The organism is Corynebacterium sp. UBA4397, from assembly GCF_002390965.1.
In the GTDB taxonomy this organism is placed as follows: domain Bacteria; phylum Actinomycetota; class Actinomycetes; order Mycobacteriales; family Mycobacteriaceae; genus Corynebacterium; species Corynebacterium flavescens.
Genome location: NZ_DGRD01000037.1, coordinates 1 through 16,869, shown reverse-complemented (window position 1 = coordinate 16,869; position 16,869 = coordinate 1). Strand labels below are relative to the sequence as shown.

14 protein-coding genes are annotated in these 16,869 nt (G+C 59.5%); 3 read left to right on the top strand and 11 right to left on the bottom strand.

The window, feature by feature from the left end; all coding sequences use genetic code 11:
* Positions 1-68: 68 nt before the first annotated feature.
* The 6 genes from B2696_RS08470 to B2696_RS08445 all read right to left on the bottom strand — a co-directional run bounded on the left by B2696_RS08470 (position 69) and on the right by B2696_RS08445 (position 7,077).
* Positions 69-824, bottom strand: a complete 756-nt coding sequence (locus B2696_RS08470) for an ABC transporter ATP-binding protein (RefSeq protein ID WP_075729394.1) — start codon at positions 822-824, stop codon at positions 69-71.
* The gene (locus tag B2696_RS08465; RefSeq protein ID WP_286954988.1) at positions 821-1,831 is read right to left on the bottom strand and encodes an iron chelate uptake ABC transporter family permease subunit; all 1,011 of its coding nucleotides are present in this window, start codon (positions 1,829-1,831) and stop codon (positions 821-823) included. Before B2696_RS08465 ends, B2696_RS08470 begins: the two co-directional genes overlap by 4 nt.
* The gene (locus B2696_RS08460) at positions 1,818-2,801 is read right to left on the bottom strand and encodes an ABC transporter permease (protein ID WP_286954987.1); all 984 of its coding nucleotides are present in this window, start codon (positions 2,799-2,801) and stop codon (positions 1,818-1,820) included. The genes B2696_RS08465 and B2696_RS08460 overlap by 14 nt, the downstream gene beginning before the upstream one ends.
* Before the next feature lie 127 nt (positions 2,802-2,928).
* Positions 2,929-3,951, bottom strand: coding sequence for a siderophore ABC transporter substrate-binding protein (locus B2696_RS08455; protein WP_286954986.1), 1,023 nt, complete (start codon positions 3,949-3,951; stop codon positions 2,929-2,931).
* A 184-nt stretch (positions 3,952-4,135) separates the two neighbouring features.
* The gene (locus tag B2696_RS08450; RefSeq protein WP_286954990.1) at positions 4,136-5,443 is read right to left on the bottom strand and encodes a M20 family metallopeptidase; all 1,308 of its coding nucleotides are present in this window, start codon (positions 5,441-5,443) and stop codon (positions 4,136-4,138) included.
* Positions 5,444-5,517: 74 nt separating this feature from the next.
* Positions 5,518-7,077, bottom strand: coding sequence for an AbgT family transporter (locus B2696_RS08445; protein WP_286954989.1), 1,560 nt, complete (start codon positions 7,075-7,077; stop codon positions 5,518-5,520).
* Positions 7,078-7,348: 271 nt separating this feature from the next.
* Here B2696_RS08445 and B2696_RS08440 point away from each other — a divergent pair, with 271 nt between their 5' ends.
* A complete protein-coding gene (locus tag B2696_RS08440) occupies positions 7,349-8,686 on the top strand; it encodes a M20/M25/M40 family metallo-hydrolase (protein ID WP_286954985.1) in 1,338 nt (445 codons plus the stop codon).
* A 119-nt stretch (positions 8,687-8,805) separates the two neighbouring features.
* Positions 8,806-9,588, top strand: coding sequence for a MarR family winged helix-turn-helix transcriptional regulator (locus B2696_RS08435; protein WP_075729388.1), 783 nt, complete (start codon positions 8,806-8,808; stop codon positions 9,586-9,588).
* Positions 9,589-9,806: 218 nt separating this feature from the next.
* Here B2696_RS08435 and B2696_RS08430 read toward each other — a convergent pair whose 3' ends face one another.
* The 3 genes from B2696_RS08430 to B2696_RS08420 form a co-directional block, all read right to left on the bottom strand.
* A complete protein-coding gene (locus B2696_RS08430) occupies positions 9,807-10,013 on the bottom strand; it encodes a hypothetical protein (protein WP_286954984.1) in 207 nt (68 codons plus the stop codon).
* A 148-nt stretch (positions 10,014-10,161) separates the two neighbouring features.
* Positions 10,162-10,857 (bottom strand): YqeB family protein, encoded by a 696-nt coding sequence (locus B2696_RS08425; RefSeq protein ID WP_276623054.1) that lies wholly within the window; start codon positions 10,855-10,857, stop codon positions 10,162-10,164.
* Positions 10,854-11,444 carry a TetR/AcrR family transcriptional regulator gene (locus B2696_RS08420; RefSeq protein WP_075729385.1) on the bottom strand — a complete coding sequence of 197 codons (591 nt, stop codon included), beginning with the start codon at positions 11,442-11,444 and terminating at the stop codon, positions 10,854-10,856. The genes B2696_RS08425 and B2696_RS08420 overlap by 4 nt, the downstream gene beginning before the upstream one ends.
* A gap of 649 nt (positions 11,445-12,093) precedes the next feature.
* On the opposite strand from B2696_RS08420, the gene B2696_RS08415 reads away from it, so the two are divergent.
* Positions 12,094-12,687 (top strand): hypothetical protein, encoded by a 594-nt coding sequence (locus B2696_RS08415; RefSeq protein WP_286954983.1) that lies wholly within the window; start codon positions 12,094-12,096, stop codon positions 12,685-12,687.
* 76 nt (positions 12,688-12,763) lie between these two features.
* Here the strand turns inward: B2696_RS08415 and B2696_RS08410 are convergent, their stop codons facing one another.
* Entirely contained in the window at positions 12,764-13,492 is a 729-nt protein-coding gene (locus B2696_RS08410) for a hypothetical protein (RefSeq protein ID WP_286954982.1), read from the bottom strand.
* Between the two features lie 143 nt (positions 13,493-13,635).
* Positions 13,636-16,827: a type I restriction endonuclease subunit R gene (locus B2696_RS08405; RefSeq protein WP_286954981.1), complete on the bottom strand. Its 3,192-nt coding sequence runs from the start codon at positions 16,825-16,827 to the stop codon at positions 13,636-13,638.
* Positions 16,828-16,869: the final 42 nt, after the last annotated feature.

Genomic DNA, 16,869 nt, shown 5'->3' with positions numbered 1-16,869 from the left:
CAAATCCCCAGCACAAACCACATAAAGCGCTCTTGTGTATGCCAAGGGTCTGCAGTCAGGTGCCAAACCTAGTGATAGCAGGCCAATGGCCCATCCGGCCCCTCAATGACAGTGATGGGCGTATTGAAGATGGGAGTGAGCACCTCATCGCGCATGATCTCCTCTACCCCGCCGAAGGCAACGATGGAACCATCTTTTACTGCGCAGACATAATCCGCGTATCTCGCAGCAAAGTTGATGTCGTGCAAAACCACGATGATGGTGCGCCCGAACTCGCGTGCGGCACGCTGCAAGTGCTTCATCATCTCCACCGAGTGGGCGATGTCCAGGTTGTTTAGTGGTTCGTCGAGAAGCACGTAGTCAGTCTCCTGGCACAGCACCATAGCTACATAGGCGCGCTGGCGCTGTCCCCCTGAGAGCTCGTCGAGGTACCGGTTTTCGAGCTGATCAAGGTGCAGGAAGTTGATGTACTTGGACACTATCTCCTCGTCGGCCTCACTTAGCCGGCCCTGCGAGTAGGGGAAGCGCCCAAAACCTACGAGTTGACGCACCGTTAGCTTGGTAATGAAGTGGTTTTCCTGTCGCAGGATGGAGAGCACGCGGGCCAATTCCTTCGACTTGGTCGTCGTGACGTCACTGCCCCCGACCTCGATCGTGCCACTGTCCATGGCTAGGAGGCGACCAACCATGGTCAAAAGCGTCGATTTTCCGGCACCGTTGGGACCGATAAGTGCGGTGATGCCGCCAGCGGGAATCTCTAGGCTTACCGGCCCAATGTCAGTCTCACTAGAATACTGCTTGCGGACTTCGGATAGCTTGATCACAGGCGTCCCTTTCTCAAGATTACGAACAGGAATACTGAGCCGCCCACGAGCTCAATGATGATGGAGACCACACCTTGGGCGTAGAAGACGTGTTGCATGAGGAAGTATGCTGCGGTCAATACAGCAAAAGCCGTAGCTACCGCCATGGGAAAGAGGTAGCGGTGGTCGTAAGTATCGGAGAATTGATAAGCCAAGGTCGCTACCAAGAAACCTAAGAAAGTCATCGGCCCCACCAAGGCGGTGGTAATGGCCATGAGTATGGAAACCAGCACAAGGGTGAAAATGGCATTGAACTTGTGATTGACGCCCAAGTTGGTGGCGGTATCGCGGCCCAAAGAAATCACGTTGAGGCGCCGAGAGTTGAGGTACAGACCCAACGCGGCCACCAACATGAGCGGAATGGCGATGGGATAGTACTCCGACTCGGCGTTGTTCACGGAACCGAAAAGGCGCGCTGTGAGCACGTCAAACTCCGAGGGGGTGAGCATGCGCTGCATGAATGTGGCCAGCGAGCCGAGCCCGCCGCCAATGACCACGCCGACCAAGAGCATCGCGTGCATGTTATTGCGATTGCTCGTCAGCAGCCACGAGTAGAGGATGAGGGAGAGCAAAATCATCAATGCCATCTGCAACAAGAATCCGTTGAGATTGCGTGCAGTATTGAGCCCGGCGGCGCCGAGGAAAAAGATCGTGGCGGTATTGATAGCCACATAAAGGGACTCAAAGCCCATGATTGACGGAGTTAGAATCCGGTTATTGGTCACCGTTTGAAAAGCCACGGTGGCCGTGGCCTGACAGATTGCGACGACGGCCATAGCAATGACGGCATCGGCGCGGCGCTGGGCAATGAGCCAAAATTTGCGGGTGCCAAACTCCATCGGGTTGCCATAGGCCAAGAGTCCAAAGGCAAATAGCGCACCAGCGGCCAACAAGATGCCGAGAATAACCCAGTACTTTCGCACTGCCTTCCGCGATTGGAAGGAACCAACATTACTACTTGCGTTCACGGGTCGACCTCACGATCAGGAAGACGAATACGACGGCACCGATGACCCCGAGGATCACCGAGACGGGCATTTCAAAAGGCGCAATGATGGTGCGACCGATGAGGTCACAGACCGTTACGGTGGCAATACCGAGTAGGCACACCCACGGGAGGTTCGAACGCAAGTCATCGCCGCGGAACATGCTCACCACGTTGGGAACGATAAGCCCCAAGAAGGGCAGTGCTCCGACAACAACGGTGACAACACCGGTGGCGACGGCAATCAACCCAGTTCCGATGAGGATGAGGCGGTTGTAATTGAGCCCTACGTTGGTCGCAATGTCCTCCCCCAGGCCCGCAACAGTGAGTTTGTCAGCGAAGTAGAAAACCGCGACGAGTACCACCACAACGACCCACAGCACCTCGTATTGGCCCTCGTAGACGGAGGTAAAAGAGCCCATGAACCAAATGCCCAGCTGTTGAAGCATGTCGGTGGCTAAAGCGAAGTAGGAGGACACGGCGCTGACGACAGATCCCAGCATGATTCCGATGATGGGCACGATGAGGGAAGAACGCAGCTTTACGCGCCTCAAGAAAGCAAAAAAGACCATCGTGCCCACAAAGGAGAAGATCACCGCGACGATCATTCTTCCCAGAATGCTCGACTGGGGCAAGAACACCAGAGAAACCAACAGGCCTAGACCGGCCCATTCCGTGGTTCCAGTCGTAGTGGGTTCGACGAATCTGTTCTGGGTGAGCAGCTGCATCACCAGGCCGCTCATCGCCATTGCCGCGCCGGCCAGCATCAACGCGATGGTGCGGGGAACGCGGGTGGTATTAAACATTTCCGCGCCATCATCGTGCCCGAAGATGTCATATTCCCCCACCATAAGGGAGATTGCCATCAACGCGATGACCCCTGCTATTCCCAGCAGGAGCTTCCAATCAAAAAGCCGCGCCCGCGTGGGTGTGCGCGTGGGTGTGCTTGTCATTTCTTTCATTGCTTTAGGCTTTGTCGCTTTCTGCGTTACTCACACCAAAACCGGAGAGCTCCCCGAAGAGAGCTTTCCGGTTAAGAGAATTGGTGAGTTGAAGTCTCGCGCATGTTACTGAGGATCCTTATTTCTGGGCCTCGAAGGCATCAGCCATGGCGTTGAGAATCTCGGTGTACGTGATGATGCTTTCATTGGTGTAGGTATCGGCCGGGGCGACGTAGACCTGACCTTCCTTGACAGCGGTGACATTTTGCAGCGCCGCGTTGTTCTTCACCAGGTCTCCGCCAGGGGTGTAGCCGTCTTCCTCGGAGGCGACGGCGCCGTCACGGTCCATGACGAGGATCCAGTCCGGGTTGGATTCTGCGATGGCCTCGACGGAAATGTCATCGCCCTCGTGGTCTTCGGAGCTGTTGGCAACCTCAAGCGCAGGGGTCATCCCAATGAGATCGAAGAGCGGACCGTAGGTACGGCCAATGCCTGGGGCGATGTAGCCGATTTCTCCGCCGGAGGTGTTGACGGCCATGACCTTCTTGGAAGGGTCATAGGCTTTCTTGGCGCGCTCAACTGCGGCATCAAATTCGGCGATGAGTGCCTCGGCGTCGGCCTCGTGCTCGAATACCTCGCCGAGAGCGGTGGCATGGCGCTTGAGCTCGGAGGAAAAGTCCTTGTCATCGCGCGGCTCAAAATCGAGGACGGGAACTCCGTCCAAAAGCTTCTCAATGTCTTCTTGGTGCTGCTCGAAGCGCTGACCATTCCAGACCAGATCTGGGTCGGTGGCGACCAAAGCCTCTAGATCCGGCTCGCGGTGGTTGCCCAAGTCTACCTCGACGTCGGCGTAGCGGTCACGCAAAGAGGCGGGGATGATCTTCTTCGGAGCGGCGACGATATTGACATCCCAGTCTGAGAGGATTTCGAAAGCGCGGTTATCCGTGACTGCAGCGCGCTCGACCGGAAGGGTTACGGTCTTTTCGCCGAAGTTGTCTTCGATCTTCAGCTCACCGGCTGCAGCGGTGGCGGTGGAATCTCCAGCGGCGGCAGAGGAAGCACTCGATGAGGTTCCTTCCCCTTCCGAGTTAGAGCAGGCGGAGAGCAGGAGTGCTGCTGCCGCCACGGAGGCAATTAGAGAACGACGAATCTTGTGGACCATATTTTCCTTTGTAGACGTTTCAGATTGAGCGAGTACTCACTTAACTTAACTGAACCAACCCTAAGTACTCAACAATATGCAACGTTCTTGTGTCCTAATTGCTTGTTGTCCCTGCGCAGAGGAACAGGGGCGGGTGCCCCCACGGCACCACGCCCCTGTATCTGGAGCGACGAAATATTCGGTTCTACTCCCCCAAAAGCTCCTGCACGGAAACTGGACCTTGTGCGTCAAACTCCGCCTGCGCCAAGGCGCGGAATTGTGGATCCGCTAGGAAGTCAATAGCGACTTGCGCGAGTCCCGCCGCGGAATCGACCGCCGCGCTCACGGCTGCCGGGGTCTGCGCCCACTCGGCGAAGGCCTCCGTATGCAAGGCGACGTCGGAAGGCGAGACCTTGACCATAGGATGAATTCCTGGAACCAAGTGCGAAACGTTTCCGAAGTCGGTGGAGGCGGCCACGGTATCGGGCACGGTTCCGGCAGGCAAGGCCGTCCTTCCGCGCAGGGCCTGCGCCCTAGTCCACCGCTCGACCATAATCTCGTTATTACGCACAGGCAAGGTCATGGGGTGCTCGTCCCATTCGACCTCCACCTCCACCCCAGCCATGACGGCAGCGGCTCGCACGATATCGTCGACGCGGCGCGAGAGATCCATGAGGGTATCCGTTCCCAAGGATCTAGCAAAGATGTGCATGTGCGCCTCGCGGGGAATGATCGAAGGCCGGTCGCCGCCGTTCATGATCGCGTGAACGCGGTCACTAGGCGGCATCTGCTGGCGCATAAGCCCTATGCCCTGATAGGCCAAAGAGGCTGCGTCCAGCGCGTTCCGTCCCATGAAAGGCTGGCTGCTCGCATGGGCCGCGACGCCGCGGTAGGTCACCTGCACGCTGCGCCTACCCACCCAGGCTTGGGAGCCGATGTCGTAGCCGAAGCCATGGATCATAACAGCGGCATCCACTCCCTTCAGGCTGCCACCGCGAATCATGTATTCCTTGCCGGAGTGCCCTTCCTCAGCAGGGGTGCCCTGGATCAGGATGCGCCCTTCCACCCCACCCAAGCTCGAAATAGCCTGCGTGGCCGCCAAGAATCCACCCACTCCGGCGGCCGCGATGACGTTGTGCCCGCAGGCATGGCCGATGTTGGGCAGAGCATCGTACTCCGCCATGATGGCGACCGTGGGGTGGACCACCGGGTCGTAGCCGGGGCTTGTCCACTCGGCCTCGAAGGCGGTGGGAACCCCATAAACGCCACGCTCAACGGGGAAGCCGCGTTCAGAGGCGATGCCGCTGAGCAGAGCCATCGAGCGGTGCTCCTCGAAAGCGGTCTCAGGATGATCATGCAAGTCGCGCACGATCATCTCCGCTAGGGGCTGGTTGGCATCCGCGCTTGCCGACGCCTCCTCCCACAAGGCCTGCTGCCCAGGATAGGACTCACGGTCATCGACCGCGGCCTCCTCGTGCGCTGCGGCCACCTTGGCCAAGATGGACTGCTCCATCGCGTCTAGGTACGCGGTAGAAGGCTTATTAACCGGCGTTGAAGCTTCGAAACTGTTGTTCTGACTCACTATTCTTATCCTTCAATCATAATTCCGTTGCCGGGGCCGAGCGGAAGATCGGCGTAGAACCACACCGCCAGGACAAGAGTCCACGCGATAAAGAAGGGAATAACGAAAGGAATCAGCCGCGAAATCAGCGTTCCAAGGCCCGCCTTTGGTTCATAGCGCTGCAGGAATCCCAACATAACAATCATGTACGGATTAAGCGGGGTGATGATCTGGGTAGCAGAGTCACCTACGCGGAACGCGCCCTGCACGAAGGCCGGCTCATAGCCAAGAAGAGCAAACATGGGCACGAACACCGCGGCCATGAGCGTCCACATCGAGGAACCAGAGATGATAAGCAAGTTGAGCAGCGAAGCCAGGACGATGAAGGCAAAGATGGCCGGGAAACCGGTCAAACCAATCGACTCGAGGAAGGCCGCGCCCTTGACTGCGGTGAAAGCACCGATGCCGGTCCAGGCAAACAACGCCACGAACTGACCCAAGATGAAGGCCAAGATGAGGAAGCTCATCATGTCCTTGAGTGCGCCGATCATCATATTGACCACATCGCCGATGCCCTTGACCGTACCCACAACTCGGCCGTAGACCACGCCGAATACTAGGAAGAACAAGAACACCAAGAATACGATGGAGCTCATCAGCGGAGACTTAGGCAAGAAACCACCGGTCTCGTTGCGCCAGGGCGAGCCTGGAACCAGGATGGCTGCGATGACTATGGCTGCCACAATGATCGTGGCGATACCGGTCCAGACAAGGCCCTTCTTTTCGATGGGCTTGAGCTCAGCGGTGATTTCCTCGCCATCCTCGTTCCGATCGCCGCGCTCGGCGGCGTCCTCTGCATCGACATGCTCCTCAGTGGGGATGTTCTGCTTCCACATGCGTGGCTCAACCACGTGGGCGATGATGAAGCCGGCCAAGATGCCGAGGACGATGGAAGAAGTAACGTTGAAGAAGTAGTTCGACATCGCGTTGACGTCACTGAAGTGGACACCGGGGAGGGTCTCCATGACAGCACCGGTGATACCGGCGAACAAGGCATCCAGCGAGGTGGGAACCATTGCGGTGGAGTATCCGGCACCCACGGCAGCAAAGCCACCGATGAGCCCGGCCACGGGGTGGCGGCCAGCCGCCTTGAACACCATGGCCGCCAGGGGCGGGACGATGACGAACGCGGCGTCGGCCATGATCGAGGCGGTAACGCCGATGATGCCAACCGCATAAGGCAGGACCCAGCCCTTTGCGGAGCCGAAAAGCCTACGAATGAGCGCAGAGAGCATTCCCGAGCGCTCTGCCACACCAACTGCCAACATGATGGGCAGAACGGTGGCCAGCGGCGGGAAGTTGATGTAGTTCGCGCCCATCGTGGTGGTAAACCACGTCAGGCCCTCGCCGGTAAACAGGCCCTTGACGGCCTGTTCCTCGTCGGTGCCGGGAATCACAACGGTGACGCTATTCCAAGCAAGAATGGATGAAATAACGCCCGTGAGGACGAACAAGAACAAGAATATTGTGAAAGGCTGCGGAAGTTTGTTTCCCAGGTATTCAACCCCGGACAGGAACCTATCTATGGCCCCCGTTTTGCTCCCCCCAGAGCCAGAGTCCTTCTCTTGGACGTATTCTTGCTTCTTGGGGTTTTCTTCTTTTAACTCCACGGCGCCTCCTTCGGCTTCGCACGGATTCTTGTTCGAATTGAGAAATGCTTTTCATAACCCTACATTAATGTAACGGGCATCACAGAAGTGCAGGTAGTGTTGTTAAACATTTCCTTTTCTATAGGTCGACAGTTAATATTGTCGCGGTACAAGCAAACCACGAAAGGCGCGAAGGATCCACTCTCCCATGGATATACAGGCAGAAAATTTGGAACTTCTCCGAGGTCTCATACGCAATAGATGTGTCAACGACGGCACCCCCGGAAGTGGTCACGAGGTACGCAACGCAGACCTTCTCGAGGAATATTTCCAAGGCTCCGGGGCCCAAGTCCAGCGCTTCGAGCCGCTCCCCGGAAGAGTTTCCATAGCCTTCGCCGTCCCCGGTTCAGACCCCAGCGCCGAACCCTTGACCCTGCTCGGACACATCGACGTGGTGCCCGTCGACGAGGACAAGTGGATCCATGAACCCTTCGGGGCCGAAATAGTCGACGGCGTGCTCTACGGGCGCGGCGCCCTAGACATGCTCTTCATCACCGCCGCCCAGGCCACCGCCGTGCGCGAGATTGCCATCCAGGCCCAGCAAGGCAACCCTCCCCGCGGGACCGTCACTTTCGTCGCCTTGGCAGATGAGGAAAACGGCGGCGGCCTCGGCGCGCGCTGGATCGCAGAGAACCACCCCGAAGCCTTCTCCTGGAAGAACTGCCTCTCCGAGATGGGCGGATCCCACCTGCCCGTGCGCGATGGAAGTGACGCGCTGGTTATCAACGTCGGCGAGAAAGGAGTTTTCCAAAGGCGCCTACACGCCAGCGGCGATACGGGACACGGATCGATGCCTTATAAAAAGCACTCCTCAATCCTCGCCCTCGCGGACGCGGCCCAGCGCATAGGATCTTTCGAACCTCCAGCTGCTTTCGACCACATGTGGGCCCGCTTTGTCGAGGCCTTTCACTTCGATCCCGCAACAACCGCAGCGCTAGTAGCTGATGCCGCCGATGATGAGGCCTATGAGACCTTTGGCGATCTCACCACCTTCGCGCTGTCTTTCAGCCATAACAGCATTGCTTTAACAGGCCTGCGCGCTGGAAGCTCCGTCAACGTCATCCCCTCGCACGCCTATCTCAACCTGGACATCAGGGCCCTACCTGGTGACACCGCCGACAGCGTCGACGCTATGATTCGCGCAGCCCTAGGGGATCTCTCCGACACTATCGAAATTGAGCGCCTTACCCACGAGCCGCCCTCCACTTCCCCGGCGGAAGGTCCACTATGGGAGGCAATGGTAGACACCTACGGCGAGTTCTTCCCCCAGGCATCCGTCATCCCGGTCTACGCTGCCGGCGGCTCCGACCTTCGCTTCGGCCGCCGGATGGGCGGAATTGGCTATGGCTTCTCACTCCACGCGCGCGGACGCTTCTTGGCCGAAGTCAACGAAGAACTACACAGCCACGACGAGTGCATCCACTTGGAAGACGTCGACCTCACGCTCGCCGCCTACCGCGGGGTGTGCAAGAGGTTTGTCTACTAATTATGCCTTCACCGAGCACCCTCCACCCAACCCAGTATTAATCAGGTACCTGTTGACATAGTTCGGTACCTGTGTATTATTAAGAAAGTCAGGCACCTACACAACTCAAAGGAGAACTCATGACTGACGCAAACAACACCTCTAACCCCGACTTCACTGGCGATGACGCCGACCTGTCGGCACAGATCGGACAACTCTTCGTTCTGCTGCGCATAGCTGACCGAGTACAACGGCGCGAACACGGCGGGCGCGGCCGCCACGGAGGCTTCCGCGGGGAAATCCGCTCCGGTCAAGGCCGTGTGCTGCAAATCCTCGCTCTGCAATCCCCACTGACGCAAAAGAGCCTTGCCTACATGCTGGGCGTCCGCCCTCAGTCTCTGAGCGAACTGGTCTCAAAGCTCGAGGCCAACGGCCTGGTCACCCGCCGCCGCGATGATGCCGACAGGCGTTCCTTCCTCATCGAGCTCACCGAGGCCGGACGCGAAGCTGCGGCCGAAATAGACTCACTATCCATGGAAGATCCTTTCGACGTACTCTCCGTCGAAGAACGCCAAACGTATGCAGACCTCACCGCGAAAGTAATCTCCTCGCTGGAGGAGCAGTTCCCGGAAATCCGCGAACGTGCCGATTCTTGGCACCGCGGCGGACCCGGCTTTGGGCGCGGACCTCACGAAGGGCTACATGGACAGCGCCACGAAGGCCCTCATGGCAGGCGTCGGCGTGGTCATCACGGTGGACCCCACGATGAAGGACGCCCGGATGATGTATTCTTCCGCGAATATCTTGCCCTAGAATCCCAGCGCAAGAAGCTGCGTGGATACTTCGGGAAGGCCCGCCGCGGGTTCCGCGGATTCGATCCCTTCGAGGACTTCGGGTGGGGGCGCGGGCCCCACGCAGCCTAGGCAAAACCTCGGCCAAGCAGAACCTTTGAGCACACCCCAGGCCTGCGCCTAGTCATTAGCGCCACCGCCAAATTCAGCCTGAGGGAAAGGCGCGACGAGCCGATAGTCACGTTGTGGATCGACGAGCCGCGAGGAGAGGCTCGAGTTCAACTCTTGGATCCATGCCTGCAAAGGCCCAAATGTTTTTCTGCGTCAACGCATCCTCTGGGCACTCAGGTTCAATGGGCGTCGAGCTCCCCAGCATCGACAAAGAACTCAATGAACGCTTCTTTCATCGCCGAATCGACTACTGCGTGGGTCTCGACTAGATCATCAAGGAGGATGTCCAGCACTCGGTCTTCGATGGGGATGCGGCCAAATACGGCCGGCGGTTTAGCTGTCACGGCAATGAGCTGAGCGAGTGCTAAAGGGTCAGTCTCCGACATGTATCTTCCTCAACTCTCTCGTTGGTTCTATAAGCATGAACAGGGCAGTCAGTTAACATCGGTGACTGGCGCGTTAACCGTTTCGCCGAGGTGGAGACTCTCAACACCCCACCACGGCACGAGCACGGCAATGGTATATCGAGCTGAGCTAACATCTCTTATTCACCCGGTACTGCTGGCAATCATCGCGGTCACGGACCATGATGCCCTTCTCACGGAGTTCCTCCAGGGCGGCCTCGGCGGCACCGGGATGCTTATCAGCCAATGCCCTCCTCCGAGTGCGCAACAGATCCTCGAGGTCGCCGTCCAACCGTCCGTCACCGTCGACCCAAGTAGTGAATTCCGAATCGAAAGGGTCAGCCTCGGCGAGCGGCGGGTAGCCACACCTCTCCAGTGCACCCCTGAGTCCGGGGATCAAGTCTTTGTCCAGCGGGCCCCGAAATAGCTCACAGCCGTCGTCATCGATGAGGACCAGAGAACCCTGTTCCGCGACGACGTAGGCGATCCGATCTTTGGCGATGAAGAGGTGAGAGTCTTTCTTATGAACGGTGAACCCATCCCCCCCGACGTCAATGGTTCCGGCATCCCGAATCCAGCTGGACGCGATGAGAAAACCAGCTACCGCGCCGATGATCGTGAGCACGGGGATGGCCAAGGCGAGGGGCAGCTCGGCAGCAAGACGCAACGGCCCTGGCGCATCACCGATGAGGCTTAAGAGCCAGGAAACGACGGGGCCTACGATGAACGAGGAGATTAAGCCAATCAGCGCCCCACCTGCGGTGAACACTGTGAGGTATCTGGAAGATATGCCAACCGTGATGGTATTGCTCGTGGATTCGCTCATGCCGCTGCACCCTTGAGATAGCCCAGAACAGTTCTTCGCACCTCGGAAGATGGATCGTGTCCCGGTTCCGCATTGAGATAACAGGCATCGACGATGCACAGTAGCCAACCAGCGGTATGTTCAGGGTCCAGCGTCTTGTCTATCTGACCGGCATCAATAGCCTTCCTAACTAACCCAGCCAGACCTATTTTCTGGGTGGTTGAGGCATTTTCTGACACTGCGATGAGTTCTGGATCATGCCCCATGCGCCGCAATGACTCGACGAGCATGCCCGCAGCGTAGGGGTAGGCGGCGTCGGCGGCGAGAGTTTCGACAATCTCAAGTATCGATGTGAGGGGGTCAGCGGTGTCCTGGTGCTGCGCGATCAACTTTTCTGCTCTGGGGACGTCATCCTCGAAGGGCGCACGAAACAGGGAGGCCTTGTCCGGGAAGTAATAGAAGATGCTCGCCGGGCTGGTACCAACCTCTTTGGCAACCTGGGTGACACTGGTGTTTTCGTATCCGTGGGAGGCGAACAAGCGAGCTGCTGCCTCGGCGATCTCTGCCTTCTTTTGAGCAACCTTTTCTGGGTCAACCTTTCTGGCCATTAGGAACTCCATCCATCATTAATTGACTGACTAGTCAAACAATACCATTAGTCCCGAAAAGGTGAAAGCCACTCCCGAGATACTGGGGGACTAAGGGGCATGCAAATACCCCCTGAACAAGTGCTGTTCAGGGGGCCTAACGGTGGAGCTGCCGGGAACTCACCCCGATGGTGCCATTCTTGCTGCTCAACACCCCTCTGAAAGACCCACCCCCGCAACCATTCCCGTAACTTTCCCGTAAGCGTCCAATCTCCCCCTGTTAAGCCAGGAGGGCCGGATGCCGATCGCCATGGCGCAGGTGGCCCTATGAGCCCAATCAAGCGCGCTCTTCTCGGTACCGAAGAGCACTCTCCTTTATTACCCCGACTATACGGGCACAATCTCCTCGGGCATCTCGTGGCAGGATGCCAAACCCCGTAACCCTCACGGTTGTCGGCCTTGGCAGTGTTGAGCCCGACGCGATAAACACCCACGCAGGAAGTGTCACCCACATTCCCCGGCGCGCCGGGCGGGCGACTAAGGTCATTGCCACAACAACCTACGAGGTGTAGGTGGTCGCGGGGTGTCGTACCGGCGGCGGAGGAAGTAGTGGGTTTCCTGCCTGGTCCGGCCTGTGACTGGTGCAGGCTTTCTGAAAGGACCTCTCAAGGTGAATGTTCGACGCTCGCTGGCGGCTCTTGCCGGCGTTACCCTCCTGGCTCTTGCTGGGTGTGCCAGTGGCAACGATCTCGGGGACGAGGCACCGACCAGTGAGTCCTCGGCCTCCTCGACAACGAGCATCCCCTCGTCCTCCTCCCAGGCCCCCTCGATCAGCGAGACCAGCTCAGAGGAGACCCCGGAGGCCGAGCAGACACGAGAGCCTGTCTCGGTGCCGGCAGAGCCAGCAGCCCCACCCATCCAGCCAGCCTCGCCCACAGCGACCTACATGAACCCCGGTGAGCAGTACGGCGAGGTCTGCTACTCCGGGACCCCGGACCAATGGCCCAACTTCGTCAACCCCGCCACCGGATGCGGCGCTGTCCTCAACCCGAACTACGTGGAACCTGCTGCCGAGCCCTACATCGTCGAGTGTCTCTTCGGCACCCCCGGGCCGACCTTGATGTCGGACGGGACCACCCAGTACACCGACTACTGCTATCAACAGGGGACCTCCTACCCCGGGTATGTCGATGAAGGGACCATCACCGATCGCTTCTGGGCTTGCATGGAGGCCGGCGGCACCGCGGAGACCTGCCGCCAGTAGACGAGGCCGCAGGGGTACCGATGCGGCCACAGGACCCTGATCAGGGGATAGACCCGATGCTGAGGGCGGTCGTCTCTTAGATGCTGGGAGCGTCCGGAGTGCGTCCAGCATGGAAAAGGGTGTACTCGATGACGTCGGTGGGAAGGTCCGGCCGCCACTGTTCGTGGAGTTGCTCCACCAGGTCGAGGTAGTCGGAGTATTCGGCGGTGCTCCATCCATCGGTCTTCTTCCATTGGAGCGCCATGGCCACCCGCCGATCAAGGATGAGGGGATGTCGGGTATCCACCGGTGTGGGCCGTCCAGCCGCGAAGTAGAGCAACTTGGTGAAAAAGGCCGGCCCCAACCCCTTGATCTTGGCTGGCCCCGAATGGCCGAACATCGCGTACCCCTCGACCCCAGACCCAGAAGAAGCGAACCTCAATCCCTCCAGGAGCTTCTCAGGCGCGCCGGGCTCGTGAAGCGGACGGACACTCCGGGAAGTCTGCAGAGCGCTGGTACCAGCCCCCCAGGAGCACACAGCGACGTAGAAGCTCACGGCGTCCTCTTCCGTCTCCACGGATTCCCCGAGCTCGAACAGCCTCTGGCGGGACACCGAAAGAGCCGACTCCTCCCTCTCCAAGAACCAAGGAAGAGAAAGTCCCTCCGGCCATCGCTTTGTCCAGCGTTCAGGATAGAAGATCTCTGTCTGCCCCCATACGGTGTCCGTGGAGACAGCCTCCTCCGGTGACCCCAGAACAGCCAGGGCAACCGAGAGGTTTTCCGGGGATACCGCCATGACGCTTCCTTCGTAGATAGGACCCACCACGTGTGGGGGTCGGACATCTTCAGTCTAGCTGTGGACATCAGTAGTCACCATCTGTTTCCTACCGCACCTGCTTTTCTCCGCGCTGGGACTCCTCCAGGTGTCTACAGGGGGTTTGACGCCTCACACCATGTGTCTCAAGACGCTTAGCCAGTGTCCTCGTCTCTGAGGCGCTCAAAGAGTCCGAACTCCATGACCATCTCCACCAGCTTTAGGGTCGTCATCTCCCGGGCGGCCTTGAGGACCTCATTGGAGGATTCCTCGTGCTGCCACAGCGCGTCTTCCAGGATGACCTGCAACTGCGGGGAGCTGGCGAAATCGATCTTGGAGTTGTTCTTGGCCTGCACCTCCAACTCCGGGTGGTCGGCGGCTTCAGCCAGGAGGGTCTGGATGAAGCTGACCTTGTACTCGTCCTTGGCCTCCAGGTCGCCGAAGTACTTGTTGACCTTCTCGATCAACTCCGCCTTCCTGGCATGCTCCGATTCCCTCGCCTTCGCCAGGCCGGCCTCAGTCATGCCGTGGAGACCTGGGGCGTCACCGTCGGTGGTGGCAAGTCCGAGGTCGTCTTCTTCCCGGATCTTCTCCAACCGGAAGTGGGTGAGCACCACATCCGAGACATCCACCGGCTCAGGCTTTTCGGCATCTGCGGTGAACTCGCGTAGCAGCTTGGCCAGGAGGTCGGCGAAAACGGACATCTTCTCATAGCGGGGGTCTCCGAAGTGGAGGATCTGGCTGAAAAACGAGTAGGCCTTGACGCACTGGGACAGCACCGCCTTGAAGTCGAGCAGCTCCTCCCGTCGCTCCTCATCCTGCGCGAGGACCGCCTGGTGCCAGGCGTTTTCGAACCTCTCCACGGCAGGTGCCAGGTGAGCTGAGAACTGGGCGTGCTTGCGGGCCATGGTGGTCGGTCTCGCCGACCAGTCGGCCCACACCTGATCCACCTCGGACCAGGTGAAGATGTGCTGGGCCTCCAACTTGGCGATCAGATCAGCAACCAGGTCCGGGTCGGACTCGGTTTCGATATGGGCGGCCTCGTAGAAGGTCTTGAACGACTCGAGGATCCGCTCAGCGTCGTTGACGAAGTCGAGGACATAGGTGTCGGTCTTGCCCGGTGCCCGGCGGTTGAGCCTCGAGAGGGTCTGCACCGCAGCGATACCCGAGAGCTGCTTATCGACGTACATGCCCACCAGCAGGGGCTGGTCGAACCCGGTCTGGTACTTGTTGGCCACCACCAGGATGTTCTGCCCGTCCTGGGCGAACACACTCGCCAGATCCCGCCCCTTCAGCGCCGGGTTCATGCTGGTCTCGGTGACCATCTTCTGCGGGGTCCCGGGCAGGGAGGAGACGTCCGGGTCGGGGACTTCCCCGGAAAACGCCACCAGCGTCTGCAAGGGCAGGTTCCGGTCGGTGATCGCCTTGTCGAAGGCCCTGGCATAGCGCACCGCGGCTGCCCGGGAATCGGTGTCCACCATGGCCTTGGCACGGCCACCCAGATGAGGCTGGACGGTGGAGAGGTAGTGGTCGAGGATAACATCAACCTTGGAGGCCACATTGGTGGGGTGCAGTTCGACGAAGTTGATGTAGGCGCGGGTGCCCTGCCGAACATCCACCTCCCCATCACTGGCGTCTCCCCCCAGCGTGCCCTGTGCCCCGTCGGCTTCGGCGCCGACGGTCGTGGTGCCTTTGAGTGCCACGCGGGCGGCCATCTCGTAGGTGGTGTAGTTCTTGAGCACATCGAGGATGAACCCCTCCTCGATGGCCTGCTTCATCGGATACAGGTCAAACGGCTCCAACTCCTGGGTGGCGGGGTTTCGCCGGCCGAACAACTCCATCGTCTTCGCCTTCGGGGTGGCAGTGAACGCGAAGTAGCTCAACCGCTTGCCGGCATCGCTCTGAGCGGCCATCGCCGCCAGAGCATCCTGGTCAGCTCCTGGTTCCTCCAGGTCAAACTCCTGGGTGTCCTGGGTGAGGTAGAGCATCTCCCGGACGGCCTTCGCGGAACTTCCCGTCTGAGAGGAATGTGCCTCATCGGCGATGATCGCGAACCGCTTGCCCGACAGCTGCTCCTGGTTCGCCGGGTCCTTCAACGCCGCCAGAGCATGGGGGAAGGTCTGCAGGATCACCCCGACGATTTTTGCCGTCCGGCTGGTGAGCACGTGCGTCAACCGGGCCGTTTTCGACCCGTCCCCACCAGAGTCAATGGCCTGGAAGGTACCGGGAACACTCTCGAGCTGTTTCACCGCGTCCTGGAGCTGACGGTCAAGGACCTGCCGGTCAGCGATGACGAAGACGGTGTCAAAGACCTTCTCCCCTGCCCCGTCGTGGAGGGAGGCCAGGCGGTGGGCGGTCCAGGCAATCGAGTCGGTCTTGCCTGAGCCTGCGGAGTGCTGGATGAGGTAGTCGTTCCCCGGACCCTCTACCGCGGCGGCAGCGGCGATCTTGGACACTGCCCGCCACTGGTGGAAGCGGGGGAAGCGGATCTGGGAGGTCGTGGTGATCTTGCCGGTGATCGGATCCGTCTTGGTCTGGTGGTTGGTGTAGATAAACTTCGTCAGAATCGTCAGCCACGTGTCGCGGTCGAGGATGTCCTCCCAGAAGTAGCCGGTGGCATGCCCCGTCTCTGAGGGCGGGTTGCCGGCTCCACCGTTGTGGCCCTGGTTGAACGGCAAAAACACCGTTGACGGTCCCTCCAGCCGGGTGGTCATGGCGATACGCCGGTCGGTGACCGCGAAGTGCACCAGGGCACCTCGCCCAGCCGTGAGCAGGGGTTCGCCCTTGGGGAGGCGCTGGGTACGGTACTGGGTCATTGCCTGATCCAGTGACTGGGTGAACTCCGTCTTGATCTCCACAGTGGCCACGGGGATGCCGTTAACGAACAAGGTCAAATCCAGCCGGTTGCCGTGCCTGGTGGAGTAGACGAGCTCTTCGACGACCCGGAGACGGTTCTGCTCGTACCGTTTGGTCAGGCGGGGGTTTTTGTCGTTGGCCGGCGGCATCTGCACCAGGCTGAACTTCTTGACACCTGCCACATCCACCCCGTTGCGCAGGACGTTGAGGGTGCCACCGCCGTGCTTTTCCTCCGCTGCGAGCTTTTTGGCCACCCGGTCGAGAATCCGGTTCTGCCCCTTGGCCACCGCCGTCTCAGGGCCGTCCTTGGGCACGATCCGGTGGTAGTTGTCCGGGTCCGTCTCCTCCAACCACCCCAACAGTTCGGGGACGAACAGGGCACGCTCTTTGTCGTAGCCCTCGTTCCCCTTGGATGCCAACCACCCATGGGAAGCGAGGTGATCGACGACGAACCGCTGGAGATTGACCTCCCGATGAGCACCGACACTCATACGTGGAGCTCCAACTCATCCGGTCAAGTCCTTTTGAGTGGT

Excerpts from the sequence above, each read along its gene's own strand:
- B2696_RS08455 (WP_286954986.1), bottom strand. The coding sequence starts at position 3,951 with ATGGTCCACAAGATTCGTCGTTCTCTAATTGCCTCCGTGGCGGCAGCA.
- B2696_RS08460 (WP_286954987.1), bottom strand. The coding sequence starts at position 2,801 with ATGACAAGCACACCCACGCGCACACCCACGCGGGCGCGGCTTTTTGAT.
- B2696_RS08430 (WP_286954984.1), bottom strand. The coding sequence starts at position 10,013 with ATGTCGGAGACTGACCCTTTAGCACTCGCTCAGCTCATTGCCGTGACA.
- B2696_RS08450 (WP_286954990.1), bottom strand. The coding sequence starts at position 5,443 with ATGGAGCAGTCCATCTTGGCCAAGGTGGCCGCAGCGCACGAGGAGGCC.
- B2696_RS08420 (WP_075729385.1), bottom strand. The coding sequence starts at position 11,444 with ATGGCCAGAAAGGTTGACCCAGAAAAGGTTGCTCAAAAGAAGGCAGAG.
- B2696_RS08425 (WP_276623054.1), bottom strand. The coding sequence starts at position 10,857 with ATGAGCGAATCCACGAGCAATACCATCACGGTTGGCATATCTTCCAGA.
- B2696_RS08435 (WP_075729388.1), top strand. The coding sequence starts at position 8,806 with ATGACTGACGCAAACAACACCTCTAACCCCGACTTCACTGGCGATGAC.
- B2696_RS08405 (WP_286954981.1), bottom strand. The coding sequence starts at position 16,827 with ATGAGTGTCGGTGCTCATCGGGAGGTCAATCTCCAGCGGTTCGTCGTC.
- B2696_RS08440 (WP_286954985.1), top strand. The coding sequence starts at position 7,349 with ATGGATATACAGGCAGAAAATTTGGAACTTCTCCGAGGTCTCATACGC.